Origin of the sequence: Serratia sp. FGI94 (assembly GCF_000330865.1) — a bacterium.
Lineage (GTDB): Bacteria > Pseudomonadota > Gammaproteobacteria > Enterobacterales > Enterobacteriaceae > Serratia_B > Serratia_B rubidaea.
Genome location: NC_020064.1, coordinates 1,193,707 through 1,209,039, shown reverse-complemented (window position 1 = coordinate 1,209,039; position 15,333 = coordinate 1,193,707). Strand labels below are relative to the sequence as shown.

Here is a 15,333-nt window from a genome sequence, read left to right as displayed (position 1 = left end):
AATATGGTACTACTCAGGTAAAAATCGTTATTTCTTGATCACGTACAGTCGGGTCTGGCCGGCAACCACGTTGCCGCTCGCCAGTTCGCCCAGGCCGGCGTAATCATCCACGTTGCTGACCACCACCGGGCTGATCATCGAACGTGCGTTAGCGTTCAGGTAGGCCAGATCCATCTCCAGCACCGGTTCACCGGCTTTCACCTCGGCCCCCTCTTCCACCAGGCGTTTGAAGCCCTGGCCGTTGAGCGCCACGGTATCGATGCCCATATGCACCACCAGCTCAACGCCCTTGTCGGTTTCCAGGCAGAAGGCATGGTTGGTGTTGAAGATTTTCACTACCGTGCCGTCGGCCGGCGCAACCACGATGCTGTCGGTCGGGCGGATCGCCACGCCGTCGCCCACCGCTTTGCTGGCAAAGGCCTCGTCCGGTACCTGATCCAGCGCCACGACTTCGCCGCTGACCGGCGCGACCAACGCTTCCAGCTCCACGGCCTGCGGCGCGTTAGGCACCACCTGCGGCTTCGCTTCGGCCTGCGGCGTCGTCGGCACGCTGGCGGCGGCGACCGGACCGGCGGCCACCACGCCGCGCATCGCGCTGGCGATAAGCTCGGCCTGCGTGCCGACAATCACCTGCACGCTCTGCTTGTTCAGACGGATCACGCCGGAGGCGCCCAGACGTTTCGCCAGTGCATCGTTCACCAGCGCGGAATCTTTCACATTCAGACGCAGGCGGGTGATGCAGGCGTCAATCCCGGTCAGGTTATCGGAACCACCAATCGCGCTCACATAGCGGCGAGCCAGCGTGGTGGTGGCGTTTTCATCTTTGCCGGCGGCGGCGTCGACATCGTAACCGTCGGTTTCATCACCGGCGACCGCCAGTTCACGACCCGGGGTCATCAGGTTGAATTTGGTGATGGTGAAACGGAACACCGCATAGTAGATGACGAAGAACACCAGCCCCTGCGGGATCAGCATGTACCAGTGGGTCGCCAGCGGGTTGCGGGAGGCCAGCGCCATATCCACCAGGCCGGCGCTGAAGCCGAAGCCGGCAATCCAGTGCATGCTGGCGGCGATAAAGACGGAAATACCGGTCAGGATCGCGTGGATCACGTACAGCACCGGCGCCACGAACATAAAGGAGAACTCCAGCGGCTCGGTGATGCCGGTGAAGAAGGCGGCAAACGCCGCGGCCATCATGATGCCCGCCACTTTAGCCTTGTTCTCTGGACGCGCGCAGTGGTAAATCGCCAGCGCCGCACCCGGCAGGCCGAACATCATGATGGGGAAGAAGCCCGCCTGATAACGACCGGTGATGCCCACCACCGCCTTGCCAGCTTCAATAGACTGCTGGCCGCCGAGGAAGTTAGGGATATCGTTAATGCCGGCCACGTCGAACCAGAACACCGAGTTCAGCGCGTGGTGCAGGCCAACCGGGATCAGCAGACGGTTGAAGAAGGCGTACAGACCGGCGCCGACCGAGCCCATTTTCTGGATATATTCACCGAAGTTCACCAGACCGTTAAAGATCAGCGGCCAGACGTACATCAGGATAAAGGCGACCAGAATCATCAGGAAGGAGATCAGGATCGGCACCAGGCGGCGGCCGCTGAAGAACGACAGCGCCTTCGGCAGCTCGACGCTGCTGAAGCGGTTGTAGATTTCGGCGGAGATAATCCCCACCAGGATCCCCACGAACTGGTTTTCAATTTTACCAAACGCGGCGGGCACCTGATCCAGCGGGATTTTCTGAATCATCGATACCGCGGCCGGCGAACAGAGGGTGGTCAACACCAGGAAGCCGACGAAGCCGGTCAGCGCCGCCGCGCCGTCCTTGTCCTTCGACATGCCGTAGGCGACGCCAATGGCGAACAGCACCGACATATTGTCGATAATGGCCGAGCCGGACTTAATAAAGAACGCGGCAACCGCGTTGTCGCCGCCCCAACCTACCGGGTCAATCCAGTAGCCGACGCCCATTAATATCGCGGCGGCCGGCAGCGTGGCGACCGGCACCATCAAGGCACGCCCCACTTTTTGTAAGTAACTAAGAATGTTCACCTTTTCCCCCTATTCATCCGCGGACGGATCCTATTGGTAGTTTATTGAGAAATCTCACTACCTTTTTAAAAATAACGCATGGCACACATTACTCATGCGGAGTGTAAAAAAATTAATTCGTATCGCAAATTAAAACCTCCCTTTTTGTGATTTAAATCACCAAAAAGGTCAGTTTAACGATGACATTGCTAGCCATCGCACAAAACTTATTTTATCATTAAAAAAATCGATACTGAGGCTCCCCAACGCAGAAACGATAAAGCTGGATTAGGCTTAAGCCTTCTGTCAGGGCTCGATCAGTATAGCCATAGTTTACTTACCCAAGAGGTGTATGATGAGACTTATCCCACTGAAAGATACCGCACAAGTAGGCAAATGGGCCGCCCGCCATATCGTACAACGCATCAATGCCTTCAACCCGACGGCGGAACGTCCGTTCGTGCTGGGCCTGCCGACCGGCGGCACGCCGCTGGAAGCCTACAAACATCTGATTGCGATGCACAAAGCAGGTGAAGTAAGCTTTAAGCACGTTGTGACGTTCAATATGGATGAATATGTTGGCCTGCCGCAGGAGCACCCGGAAAGCTATCATACCTTCATGTACCGTAATTTCTTTGATCACGTTGATATCCCGCGTGAAAATATCAATCTGTTGAACGGTAACGCACCAGACGTCGACGCCGAATGCCGCCGCTATGAAGAGAAAATCAAAGCCTACGGCAAAATTAATCTGTTTATGGGCGGCGTGGGAATTGACGGCCATATCGCCTTTAATGAGCCGGCCTCTTCGCTGGCGTCCCGCACCCGGATCAAAACGCTGACCGAAGATACCCGCATCGCCAACTCGCGCTTCTTCGGCGGCGACGTCAGCCAGGTGCCGAAATACGCCCTGACCGTCGGCGTCGGTACGCTGCTGGATGCGGAAGAAGTGATGATTCTGGTGACCGGCCACGCCAAGGCGCAGGCGCTGGAGGCGGCGGTAGAAGGCAACGTCAACCATATGTGGACCATCAGCTGTCTGCAGCTGCACGCCAAAGCCATCGTGGTATGCGACGAGCCGTCCACCATGGAGCTGAAGGTTAAAACCGTTAAGTACTTCCGTGAACTGGAAGCGGAAAGCGTGAAGAATCTTTAATTTTTGTTTGTAGGGGGCTACATGTTCGCTTTAATCCACGGCCGTATTTACACCGGCCACGACGTGCTTGATGACCATGCGGTAGTGATCGCCGACGGCCTGATTGAACGCGTTTGCCCGTTGGCCGAACTGCCGGCCGGCATCGAAACGCGCGACCTGGGCGGCGCCCTGTTGGCCCCCGGTTTTATTGATGTCCAGCTGAACGGCTGCGGCGGCGTCCAGTTTAACGACGCGCTGGAGGCCATCTCCGAGGAGACGCTGGAGATCATGCAGCACGCCAATGAGAAATCGGGCTGCACCAGCTACCTGCCGACGCTGATCACCAGCAGCGACGAATTTATGAAGCACAGCGTCGAGGTGATGCGCGCTTATCTGAAAAAACGGCGCAATCAGGCGCTTGGCCTGCACCTGGAAGGGCCTTACCTCAGCCCGCAGAAAAAAGGCACCCATAACCCGGCCTTTATCCGCCGCGCGGACAAAGAGATGGTGGACTATATGTGCGCCAACGCCGATGTCATCACCAAGGTGACGCTGGCGCCGGAAATGGTGGAGCCGCACTTTATCACCCAGCTGCGCGACGCCGGCATCATCGTTTCCGCCGGCCACTCCAACGCCACCTATGAACAGGCGCGCACCGGCTTTGCCGCCGGCATCAGCTTCGCCACCCACCTGTACAACGCCATGCCGTACATCACCGGCCGCGAGCCGGGGCTGATGGGCGCGATCTTCGATACGCCGGAAGTGTATACCGGGATTATCGCCGACGGTCATCACGTCGCCTGGGCGAGTATCCGTAACGCCAAACGCCTGAAAGGTGATAAGTTGGTGCTGGTCACCGACGCCACCGCACCGGCGGGCGCCGATATTGATCAATTTATTTTCGCCGGTAAAACCATATACTATCGGGACGGGCTGTGTGTCGATGAGAACGGCACCCTGAGCGGTTCTGCGCTGACAATGATTGAAGCGGTGCGGAACAGCGTGGAACATGTCGGCATCGCCCTTGATGAAGCCCTGCGTATGGCCACGCTCTATCCGGCGCGCGCCATCGGCGTAGACCAGCGTCTGGGCAGTATCGAAGCCGGTAAAGTGGCGAACCTGACCGCCTTTACCCGCGACTTCACCATTACCAAAACGCTCGTTAACGGTAACGAGGTTTAATCAGACAGCGAGTAACTTTATTGATGAGCACTGGCGGACAGGCACAGATCGGCAACGTAGACTTAGTCAAACAACTTAACGGCGCGGCGGTATACCGCCTGATTGACCAGCAAGGGCCAATCTCGCGCATCCAAATCGCCGAACTTAGCCAACTAGCCCCCGCCAGCGTGACTAAAATTACCCGCCAGCTGCTGGAGCGCGGGCTGATCAAAGAGGTCGATCAGCAAGCCTCCACCGGCGGCCGCCGCGCCATCTCCATCGTCAGCGAAACCCGTCAGTTTCACACCGTCGCCGTGCGCCTTGGCCGTCACGACGCCACCATCACCCTGTATGACATGAGCGGTAAATCGCTCGGCGAAGAGCACTATCCGCTGCCGGAACGCACGCAGGAAACGCTGGAAAACGCCCTGTTCAACGCTATCGAACAGTTTATCGCCAGCTACCAGCGCAAGCTGCGCGAGCTGATCGCCATCTCGGTGATTTTGCCCGGGCTGGTCGATCCTTCTCACGGCATCGTGCGCTATATGCCGCATATCGGCGTCGATAACTGGCCGCTGGTCGAGCACCTGCAGCAGCGCTTCAACGTCACCAGCTTCGTCGGCCATGATATCCGCAGCCTGGCGCTGGCGGAGCACTACTTCGGCGCCACGCGCGACTGCGAAGACTCCATTCTGGTGCGGCTGCACCGCGGCACCGGCGCCGGCATTATCGTTAACGGCCAGATCTTCCTCGGCAATAACGGCAACGTCGGCGAAATCGGCCATATTCAAATCGACCCGCTCGGCGAACGCTGCCACTGCGGCAATTTCGGCTGTCTGGAAACCGTTGCCGCCAACGCCGCCATCGAACAGCGGGTGCGCCAGCTGCTGGCGCAGGGCTATCCCAGCAAGCTGCTGTCGCCGGACGACTGCGGTATCAACGCCATTTGCAAGGCCGCCAACCGCGGCGACCTGCTGGCCGGCGAAGTGATCGACCACGTCGGCCGCTACCTGGGCAAAGCGGTGGCGATCGCCATCAACCTGTTTAACCCGCAAAAAGTGGTGATCGCCGGCGAGATCACCGAAGCGCATAAAGTCCTGTTGCCGGCGATACAAAGCTGCATCAATAATCAGGTACTGAAAGATTTCCGTAAAAACCTGCCGGTCGTCACGTCGGAACTTGACCATCGTTCGGCGATCGGCGCGTTTGCTCTAGCCAAGCGCGCCATGCTCAACGGCGTGCTGCTGCAGCGCCTGCTGGAAAACTGACCCTATTTTCAGGCGGAGGGCAGCACGCTCTCCGCCGTCTTGATGAGATCCCCCCACCATGACGATTAAAAACGTAATCTGTGATATCGACGGCGTACTGATGCATGACAATACCGCCGTTCCCGGCGCCGACCGCTTTCTGGCGCGCATTCAGGAACAGGGCATGCCGTTGGTGGTGCTGACCAACTACCCGTCGCAGACCGCGCAGGATCTGGCCAACCGCTTTGCCGCCGCCGGTCTGGACGTGCCGGAAAGCGCGTTCTATACCTCGGCGATGGCCACCGCCGATTTCCTGCGCCGTCAGGAAGGGAAAAAAGCCTATGTGGTGGGCGAAGGCGCGTTAATTCACGAACTGTATAAAGCCGGCTTCACCATTACCGACATCAACCCCGACTTTGTGATCGTCGGCGAGACCCGCTCTTACAACTGGGAGATGATCCACAAGGCCGCCTACTTCGTCAGTAACGGCGCGCGCTTTATCGCCACCAACCCGGATACCCACGGCCACGGCTTTGTGCCGGCCTGCGGCGCGCTGTGCGCCCCGATCGAAAAGATCACCGGCCGTAAACCGTTTTACGTCGGTAAGCCCAGCCCGTGGATCATTCGCGCCGCGCTGAACAAGATGCAGGCCCACTCGGAAGAGACGGTGATCGTCGGCGATAACCTGCGCACCGACATTCTGGCCGGCTTCCAGGCCGGCCTGGAAACGATTCTGGTGCTGTCCGGCGTCTCTACGCCGAACGATATTGAAAGCATGCCTTTCCGCCCGACCTACATCTTCCCATCGGTCGCCGATATCGACCTGTTCTGATCCCTGCGGCGGCGGGTTCCCGTCGCCGTATCCCTTCCCGCCTTTCCCCGCCATCATCTTGAATTTTATTTATTTGTCGCGGATAAAACTTTCATTCTGCCGCCGGTGAAACCACGCATTATTTCATTACGCGCAGGCCGGCCATCGCCGCCGCGCGCCACGTTATCCTTCCCTAAAATATGACGAGGTTATGATGAGTGAGATAAATGCAACCACGGTTAACAACACCATGCCGGATATCAGCGGTAAAAAAATCCTGATGGGTTTCTGGCATAACTGGCAGGCGGGCGCCAGCGACGGCTATCAGCAGGGGCAATTCGCCAATATGAACCTGACCGATATTCCCGAGGCCTATAACGTTATCGCCGTCGCCTTTATGAAGGGCCAGGGCATTCCGACGTTCAAACCGTATAACCTGACGGACGAAGCGTTCCGCAGCCAGGTCGAAACGCTCAACGGCCAGGGACGTGCGGTGCTGATCTCCCTCGGCGGCGCCGACGCGCATATTGAGCTGAAGACCGGCGACGAAGAGAAACTAAAAGATGAGATTATCCGCCTGGTGGAAACCTACGGTTTTGACGGGCTGGATATCGATCTGGAACAGGCCGCGATTGGCGCCGCCAATAATAAAACCGTGCTGCCCGCCGCGTTGAAAAGCGTTAAGGCGCATTACGCCGCGCAGGGGAAAAACTTCATCATCAGCATGGCGCCGGAATTCCCCTATTTACGCACCGGCGGCAGCTACCTGGACTATATTAACGCGCTCGACGGCGTGTATGACTTTATTGCGCCGCAATACTATAACCAGGGCGGCGACGGCCTGTGGGTTGAGGAGGCCAACGGCGGCGCCGGCGCCTGGATCACGCAAAACAACGACGCGATGAAAGAGGACTTTCTGTTTTACCTGACCGAAAGCCTGGTAACGGGCAGCCGCGGCTTTGCGCGTATCCCCGCAGACAAGTTCGCCATCGGCCTGCCCAGCAACGTCGACGCCGCCGCAACCGGCTATGTGGTCGACCCGCAGGCGGTCTACAACGCCTTCCGGCGCCTGGATGATAAAGCGCTGTCAATCAAAGGGCTGATGACCTGGTCCATCAACTGGGACAACGGTAAAAGCAAAAGCGGCGTGCCCTACGCCTGGGAATTCAGCACGCGCTATCGCGCCTTGATTCACGGCAACGGTTAACCCACCCGGCATTTCCCTGCCCGGGTTACCGGCCGGCGAACATCGCCGCGCCGGTAACCTGTCTGATGCTTAATCTTTCCCGCCGCCGAGCGCCCGAAAAACCACCGGCGGCGCGCTTCATTTAACGATTCATCAAAAAATACGCCTTAAATATGAATATCCGTTAAAATTTGGCACCCCACCAATAACTATTTTCCCCCTGAATATGAAAACGCTTGCGCCCGACGTCGCTTTTGGCGCATTTTCATAAACAGCCCGCAGCCATGCTTCCGGCTGCGTATAACAGCAAAAAACAACATCACAGTCCCAGAAAAAGTCGTTTAGGAGAGTTTGTATGTGTTCTATTTTCGGTGTGCTCGATCTGAAGTCCGATCCCGCTGAGCTGCGTAAAAAAGCGCTCGAGCTGTCTCGTTTGATGCGCCACCGCGGCCCGGACTGGTCCGGCATTTACGCCAGCGATAAAGCCATTCTGGCGCATGAGCGCCTGTCGATCGTCGATGTCAATAACGGCGCGCAGCCGCTGTATAACGCGGCACATACTCACGTTCTGGCGGTAAACGGCGAAATCTACAACCACCAGACGCTGCGCGACGCCTTGAGCGACCGCTATCAGTTCCAGACCGGCTCCGACTGTGAAGTGATCCTGGCGCTGTATCAGGAGAAAGGCCCGGCGTTCCTCGACGATCTGCAGGGGATGTTCGCCTTCGCGCTGTATGACGCGGAAAAAGACGCCTACCTGATCGGCCGCGACCATATCGGCATCATTCCGCTGTATATGGGCTTTGATGAGCACGGCAACCTGTTCGTCGCCTCGGAAATGAAGGCGCTGGTGCCGGTCTGCCGCACCATTAAAGAGTTCCCCGCCGGCAGCTACCTGTGGAGCCAGGACGGCGAGATCCGCCAATATTACCAGCGCGACTGGTTTGACTATGACAGCGTCAAAGACAGCGTCACCGACGCCAATGCGCTGCGCAACGCGCTGGAAGAGTCGGTAAAAAGCCACCTGATGTCCGACGTGCCTTACGGCGTGCTGCTGTCCGGCGGCCTGGACTCGTCGGTGATTTCCGCCATCACCAAAAAATACGCCGCGCGCCGCGTGGAAGATCAGGAGCGCAGCGAAGCCTGGTGGCCGCAGCTGCACTCGTTCGCCGTCGGCCTGCAGGGTTCGCCGGATCTGCGCGCCGCACAGGAGGTGGCCAACCACCTCGGCACCGTGCACCATGAAATTCACTTCACCGTGCAGGAAGGCCTGGACGCCATCCGCGACGTGATTTACCACATTGAAACCTACGACGTCACCACCATCCGCGCCTCGACGCCGATGTATCTGATGTCGCGCAAGATCAAGGCAATGGGCATCAAGATGGTGCTGTCCGGCGAAGGTGCAGACGAAGTGTTCGGCGGCTACCTTTACTTCCATAAGGCGCCGGACGCGCGCGAGTTCCACGACGAGACGGTGCGTAAACTGCTGGCGCTGCATATGTTCGACTGCGCGCGCGCCAACAAGGCGATGTCCGCCTGGGGCGTTGAGGCGCGCGTGCCGTTCCTCGACAAGAAATTCCTCGACGTGGCGATGCGCATCAACCCGCAGGATAAAATGTGCGGCAACGGTAAAATGGAAAAACACATCATCCGCGAGTGTTTCGAGTCCTATCTGCCGGCCAGCGTGGCCTGGCGCCAGAAAGAGCAGTTCTCCGACGGCGTGGGCTACAGCTGGATTGACACCTTAAAAGAGGTGGCTGCGCAGCAAATCAGCGACCAACAGCTCGAAACCGCACGTTTCCGTTTCCCGTACAACACGCCGACCTCGAAAGAAGGCTACCTGTACCGTGAGATTTTCGAAGAGCTGTTCCCGCTGCCAAGCGCCGCCGAGTGCGTACCGGGCGGCCCGTCGGTGGCCTGTTCATCAGCCAAGGCGATTGAGTGGGATGAATCATTCAAAAAAATGGACGATCCGTCCGGCCGCGCCGTCGGCGTGCACCAGTCCGCCTATCAGTAAACCGCTATAGATCAATACGACGGCGAACCTGCGGGTTCGCCTTTTTGTTGATGTTTTAAACCATAAATTGAATGAATTGCCGATTTTATCGCCATACTGTTCACAACCCAGACAAACGGCAGCCTGCAACGCTTTTTCGGCAAAAAACTTGTTGACGCAAATCGGTCATATACGCATAATGCGCCCCGCAACGCCGATGAAGGTAGCGCGAAAAAAGATGGCTACGTAGCTCAGCTGGTTAGAGCACATCACTCATAATGATGGGGTCACAGGTTCGAATCCCGTCGTAGCCACCATCTTTTTTGCGGGAGTGGCGAAATTGGTAGACGCACCAGATTTAGGTTCTGGCGCCGCAAGGTGTGCGAGTTCAAGTCTCGCCTCCCGCACCACTCTCTTCATCGTCGTCGGCTCTGCTGATGGGGTATCGCCAAGCGGTAAGGCACCGGTTTTTGATACCGGCATTCCCTGGTTCGAATCCAGGTACCCCAGCCATCTTCTCTCTGAGAAGGCGGTAAGCAGGAAAGATTTGTAACGGTTGTTGGGGTATCGCCAAGCGGTAAGGCACCGGTTTTTGATACCGGCATTCCCTGGTTCGAATCCAGGTACCCCAGCCATACAAACAACCTGCAAGTCGATAAAGCAATATTTAGCGCGGCTACGTAGCTCAGCTGGTTAGAGCACATCACTCATAATGATGGGGTCACAGGTTCAAATCCCGTCGTAGCCACCATTGCTAAATGGCTTTCACAATTGGGGTATCGCCAAGCGGTAAGGCACTGGATTCTGATTCCAGCATTCCGAGGTTCGAATCCTCGTACCCCAGCCACATTTAGAAAAGCCCACTTCGGTGGGCTTTTTGCTTTTCTGCTCTTCCACACGCAAACAAAGAAAAAGGCCGGGCGTCCCGACCTTTTGTTGCTCACGCTGCGCGGCGACTGCCCGGCAGCTTATAACCCCAGCGCATACTTCAGCGCCTTCTGTTTCAACCCACCGGCGCGTTCGGCGGCCATCAGCGCCAGGTTGCGCACCACGCCGAGCGGCGCCAGGCGGTTGCTGAAGGCGGTATAGAACAGATCCATCCCGCTCTGCATCAGCAGGTTGTCGGCGCGGCGTCGGCGCTGATAGCGCTGCAGCACCGCCTCGCTCGCCCACTCCTCTCCTTGATCACGCGCCTCCAGCAGGACATTCAGCAACGCGTCAACGTCGCGGTAGCCCAGGTTAACCCCCTGCCCGGCCAGCGGGTTGATGGTGTGCGCCGCGTCGCCGACCAGCGCCAGCCCCGGCAGGACGTAACGCTGGGCATGGCGGCGCACCAGCGGGAAGGAGCCGGCGGCATGCGCCTTCACGGCGCCCAGCCGCGCCGGAAACGCCGCGGTAATCTCCTGCTCCAGCTGCGCCATCGGCATACTTTGCAGCTGGCGGATGCGCTGCGGGCTGTCGTACCACACCAGCGAGGCCCAGTCGTCATACAGCGGCAGGAAGGCGCGCGGGCCGGAAGGGAAAAACTGCTGCCAGGTGGCGTCCTGCTGCGGCGCGCCGGTCTGCACGGTGATCAGCATGCAGGACTGACGATACTGCCAGCCGCTGACGCCGATATCCGCCAGTTTGCGCACCTGCGAGTGCGCGCCGTCGGCGCCGACCACCAGCCGCGCCGTCAGCGTTTCACCGTCGTCCAGCGTCAGCCGCCACGTCTCGTCCTCGCGCCGCAGCACCTGCAGCCTGGCCGGACAGTGCAGCGTCAGCGTGTGGCAGTGCTGCAGCTGCTGCCACAGCGCCAGCTGCAGCAGACGGTTCTCCACCATAAACCCAAGCTCGGGCAGGCCCAGCTCGGCGGCGTCGAACGCCACCCGCGCCGACTCCCACTCCCAGGTTTCCAGCCGGCGGTACGGCGCCGAACGCATCTGCGCCAGCGCCGGCCAGGCGCCCAGCTGTTTCAACAGAGCCACCGAGGCGCAGCCAATGGCGGAAATCCGCAGATCCGGCGCGCTGTGCGGTTCAAACGCTGCCGGCGCCTGATGTTCCAGCAGCGCCACGCGAAAACCGGCCTGCGCCAGCCCGAGCGCGGCGGCCGCGCCGACCATGCCGCCGCCGACTACGGCGACGTCGTACCCTGTTTGAGAAGTCTTCATGTTGGTTATGCTTGTTGGTTGGTGAGCGCCGCCCTATCCTGCGCGGCGTATTGCCCCTTAGTGTACCGGATTTTTCATCCGGCTTCAGGTCACAGGAGATTTTCCCCGCGCTGGTCACCGCCGCAGCAAGTGTTTACAATGCCCCTTCTGCAATGTCGCTATTCCCGTCGTCAGCAAGGCGCAGGCTCACGGCAGCCTGAATGATTTCGGGTATAATGCAGCTTAATTTCGCTTCGCACTGATAATGGCTATTCGATGACCAAGAAACTACATATCAAAACCTGGGGCTGTCAGATGAATGAATACGATTCATCCAAAATGGCAGACTTACTGGGAAGCACGCACGGTTACCAATGGACCGAAAACGCCGAAGAGGCGGACGTGCTGCTGCTGAATACCTGCTCAATCCGCGAGAAAGCGCAGGAAAAAGTTTTCGCTATGTTGGGCCGCTGGAAGCAGTTAAAAGAGAAGAATCCCGAGCTGATTATCGGCGTCGGCGGCTGCGTCGCCTCGCAGGAAGGCGATCACATTCGCCAACGCGCGCCCTGCGTCGACGTTATTTTCGGGCCGCAGACGCTGCACCGCCTGCCGGAGATGATTAACCACGTGCAGGGCACCCGCAGCCCGATCGTCGATATCAGCTTCCCGGAAATCGAGAAGTTCGACCGCTTGCCGGAGCCGCGCGCCGAAGGCCCGACCGCCTTTGTCTCCATCATGGAAGGCTGCAACAAATACTGCACCTTCTGCGTGGTGCCATACACCCGCGGCGAAGAGGTCAGCCGCCCGAGCGACGATATCCTGTTCGAAGTCGCGCAGCTGGCGGCGCAAGGGGTGCGCGAGGTCAACCTGCTGGGCCAGAACGTCAACGCCTACCGCGGCGCCACCTACGACGGCGATATCTGCACCTTCGCCGAACTGCTGCGCCTGGTGGCGGCCATCGACGGTATTGACCGCATCCGTTTCACCACCAGCCATCCGATCGAGTTCACCGACGACATCATCGCGGTGTATGAAGACACGCCGGAGCTGGTCAGCCATCTGCACCTGCCGGTACAGAGCGGTTCCGACCGCGTTCTGACCATGATGAAGCGCGCGCATACCGCGCTGGAATATAAGGCGATTATCCGCAAGCTGCGCAAGGTGCGGCCCAATATCCAGCTCAGCTCCGACTTTATCATCGGCTTCCCGGGCGAATCGCAGGCCGACTTCGAGCAGACCATGAACCTGATTGCCGAGGTCAACTTCGACACCAGCTTCAGCTTTATCTACTCATCGCGCCCCGGCACGCCGGCCGCCGACATGGTGGACGACGTCAGCGAAGAAGAGAAAAAACAGCGCCTGTATATTCTGCAGGATCGCCTCAGCCAGCAGGCGCGTCAGTTCAGCCGCCGCATGCTGGGCACCGTACAACGCATTCTGGTTGAAGGCACCTCGCGCAAGAACGTAATGGAGCTGGCGGGCCGCACCGAGTGCAACCGGGTGGTCAACTTCGAAGGCACGCCGGATATGGTCGGCCAGTTTGTCGACGTAGAGATTACCGAGGTGCTGGCCAACTCGCTGCGCGGCGTCGTGGTGCGCACCGAACAGCAGATGGATCTGCGCGTGCACGAATCTCCGCAGTCGGTGATCGCCCGCACCCGCAAAGAAGACGAGCTGGGCGTCGGCAGCTACCAGCCTTAATACTCGTCAGCGCGATCACCTGCAATGAGCGTAACCTGGCCGGGCGTTTGCCCGGCTGTTTTATTTTGCGGCCACCCGCTTACGCGGCGAAGTGGGTCGCATTTTTCATGATTTCCCCTTGAATTCCTGCGCTGGCGCACAGATAGATCAGGGGTAAACTTGCGCGCTCGCCGCGCACCATGAATAATTCATCGTATATCCGTCTGACTTCGGCAGCGCTGCCGGAAGTATGATGCCGGATAGAGATGACTCAGGTTTTGCCCTGAACGCGCGCGTCCCGTACGCGCAACGTGACATCAACAGGCCCGATGTGACCTAGAGGAATAGTTTGAACGTCGCAACACAAGAAATTCTGTTAGAGCCCGCAGACAATCAGCGTTTGCTCAGCCTGTGCGGCCCGTTTGATGACAATATCAAACAGCTCGAACGCCGGCTGGGGATTGAAATCAGCCGCCGTGACAACCGGTTTAAACTGGTCGGTAAAAACCCCTGCGTGGTGGCCGCCGCCGATATTCTGCGCCACCTGTACGTGGACACGGCGCCGATCCGCGGCGTGATCCCCGATATCGACCCGGAACAGATCCATCTGGCGATCAAAGAGAGCCGCGTACTGGAACAGGTCGCCGACAGCGTGCCGGACTACGGCAAAGCGGTGAACATCAAAACCAAACGCGGCATGGTGAAGCCGCGTACGCCGAACCAGGCGCAGTACATCGCCAATATTCTCGACCACGACATCACCTTCGGCATCGGCCCGGCCGGTACCGGTAAAACCTACCTGGCGGTGGCCGCCGCGGTCGATGCGCTGGAGCGGCAGGAAGTGCGCCGCATTCTGCTGACCCGTCCGGCGGTAGAAGCGGGTGAAAAGCTCGGCTTCCTGCCCGGAGACCTCAGCCAGAAGGTCGACCCTTACCTGCGTCCGCTGTACGACGCCCTGTTTGAAATGCTGGGCTTTGAACGCGTCGAGAAGCTGATCGAACGCAACGTGATTGAAGTCGCGCCGCTGGCCTATATGCGCGGCCGCACCCTGAACGACGCCTTTATCATTCTCGACGAGAGCCAGAACACCACCATCGAACAGATGAAGATGTTCCTGACGCGCATCGGCTTCAACTCCAAAGCGGTGATTACCGGCGACGTGACGCAGATCGACCTGCCGCGTAACCAGAAATCCGGCCTGCGCCACGCGGTGGAAGTGCTGTCCGCGGTGGAAGAGATCAGCTTTAACTTCTTCCACAGCGAAGACGTGGTGCGTCACCCGGTGGTGGCGCGCGTGGTCATCGCCTATGAAGCCTGGGAAGCCGAAGAGCAGAAGCGCAAAGAGGCGCTCGCGGAACAGCGCAAGCGCGAGGCGCAGCTGGCCTCCGAGCAGGAGACGCCATGAGCCAGGTCATTCTCGATTTGCAAATTGCCTGTGAAAACGCCGCCGGCCTGCCTGACGAAGCCGCGTTCCAGCGCTGGCTGGACAGCGTGCTGCCGCAGTTTCAGCCCGAGTCGGAGGTCACCATCCGTCTGGTGGACGAGGCGGAAAGCCATGAGCTGAACCTGACCTACCGCGGCAAGGATAAACCGACCAACGTGCTCTCCTTCCCGTTTGAAGCGCCGCCGGGCATTGAACTGCCGCTGCTGGGCGATTTGATCATCTGCCGGCAGGTGGTTGAGCAGGAAGCCGGCGAACAGGGCAAGGCGCTGGAGGCCCACTGGGCGCATATGGTTGTTCACGGCTGCCTTCATCTGCTAGGGTATGACCACATCGACGATGATGAAGCCGAAGAAATGGAATCTTTGGAAACCGACATCATGCAGGGGCTGGGCTATCCCGACCCCTATCTGGCGGAAAAAGATCCCACTTGACGTTAGCTGATTACCCCACAGCCCCGCCCGCGGGGCTGTCGCTAACCCCTTACTCTGACATGAGTGATATTAA

10 protein-coding genes, 6 tRNA genes and 1 pseudogene are annotated in these 15,333 nt (G+C 58.9%); 15 read left to right on the top strand and 2 right to left on the bottom strand.

Features of this window, described 5'->3' with window-relative positions; translation table 11 throughout:
- Positions 1-27: 27 nt before the first annotated feature.
- Positions 28-2,058: an N-acetylglucosamine-specific PTS transporter subunit IIBC gene (gene nagE / locus D781_RS05495; RefSeq protein ID WP_041411732.1), complete on the bottom strand. Its 2,031-nt coding sequence runs from the start codon at positions 2,056-2,058 to the stop codon at positions 28-30.
- 334 nt (positions 2,059-2,392) lie between these two features.
- On the opposite strand from nagE, the gene nagB reads away from it, so the two are divergent.
- From nagB to D781_RS05435, 12 genes and pseudogenes are all read left to right on the top strand, one after another.
- A complete protein-coding gene (nagB, locus tag D781_RS05490) occupies positions 2,393-3,193 on the top strand; it encodes a glucosamine-6-phosphate deaminase (protein ID WP_015671320.1) in 801 nt (266 codons plus the stop codon).
- Between the two features lie 21 nt (positions 3,194-3,214).
- Entirely contained in the window at positions 3,215-4,354 is a 1,140-nt protein-coding gene (nagA, locus tag D781_RS05485; RefSeq protein ID WP_015671319.1) for an N-acetylglucosamine-6-phosphate deacetylase, read from the top strand.
- 23 nt (positions 4,355-4,377) lie between these two features.
- Positions 4,378-5,601 (top strand): N-acetylglucosamine repressor, encoded by a 1,224-nt coding sequence (locus D781_RS05480; protein WP_015671318.1) that lies wholly within the window; start codon positions 4,378-4,380, stop codon positions 5,599-5,601.
- A gap of 58 nt (positions 5,602-5,659) precedes the next feature.
- Positions 5,660-6,412, top strand: a complete 753-nt coding sequence (locus D781_RS05475) for an HAD-IIA family hydrolase (RefSeq protein ID WP_015671317.1) — start codon at positions 5,660-5,662, stop codon at positions 6,410-6,412.
- A 193-nt stretch (positions 6,413-6,605) separates the two neighbouring features.
- A pseudogene (locus tag D781_RS05470) lies at positions 6,606-7,589 on the top strand (chitinase); the annotation flags it as partial.
- A 343-nt stretch (positions 7,590-7,932) separates the two neighbouring features.
- A complete protein-coding gene (gene asnB / locus D781_RS05465) occupies positions 7,933-9,597 on the top strand; it encodes an asparagine synthase B (protein WP_015671315.1) in 1,665 nt (554 codons plus the stop codon).
- Between the two features lie 219 nt (positions 9,598-9,816).
- Positions 9,817-9,893 (top strand) — tRNA-Met (locus D781_RS05460).
- 8 nt (positions 9,894-9,901) lie between these two features.
- Positions 9,902-9,986: transfer RNA gene (locus D781_RS05455), tRNA-Leu, on the top strand.
- A gap of 28 nt (positions 9,987-10,014) precedes the next feature.
- Positions 10,015-10,089: transfer RNA gene (locus D781_RS05450), tRNA-Gln, on the top strand.
- 47 nt (positions 10,090-10,136) lie between these two features.
- Positions 10,137-10,211, top strand: a tRNA-Gln gene (locus D781_RS05445).
- Positions 10,212-10,250: 39 nt separating this feature from the next.
- Positions 10,251-10,327: transfer RNA gene (locus tag D781_RS05440), tRNA-Met, on the top strand.
- 21 nt (positions 10,328-10,348) lie between these two features.
- Positions 10,349-10,423, top strand: a tRNA-Gln gene (locus tag D781_RS05435).
- Between the two features lie 121 nt (positions 10,424-10,544).
- On the opposite strand, the gene ubiF is transcribed toward D781_RS05435, so the two are convergent.
- On the bottom strand, positions 10,545-11,726 hold the full coding sequence (gene ubiF, locus D781_RS05430) for a 3-demethoxyubiquinol 3-hydroxylase (RefSeq protein WP_041411730.1): 1,182 nt from the start codon (positions 11,724-11,726) through the stop codon (positions 10,545-10,547).
- A 255-nt stretch (positions 11,727-11,981) separates the two neighbouring features.
- Between ubiF and miaB the strand changes: the two genes are divergently transcribed.
- From miaB to ybeY, 3 genes are all read left to right on the top strand, one after another.
- Complete coding sequence (gene miaB / locus D781_RS05425) at positions 11,982-13,406, top strand: tRNA (N6-isopentenyl adenosine(37)-C2)-methylthiotransferase MiaB (protein ID WP_015671313.1); 1,425 nt, start codon at positions 11,982-11,984, stop codon at positions 13,404-13,406.
- 328 nt (positions 13,407-13,734) lie between these two features.
- On the top strand, positions 13,735-14,790 hold the full coding sequence (locus D781_RS05420; protein WP_015671312.1) for a PhoH family protein: 1,056 nt from the start codon (positions 13,735-13,737) through the stop codon (positions 14,788-14,790).
- Entirely contained in the window at positions 14,787-15,260 is a 474-nt protein-coding gene (ybeY, locus tag D781_RS05415) for an rRNA maturation RNase YbeY (protein ID WP_015671311.1), read from the top strand. Before D781_RS05420 ends, ybeY begins: the two co-directional genes overlap by 4 nt.
- Positions 15,261-15,333 lie beyond the last annotated feature (73 nt).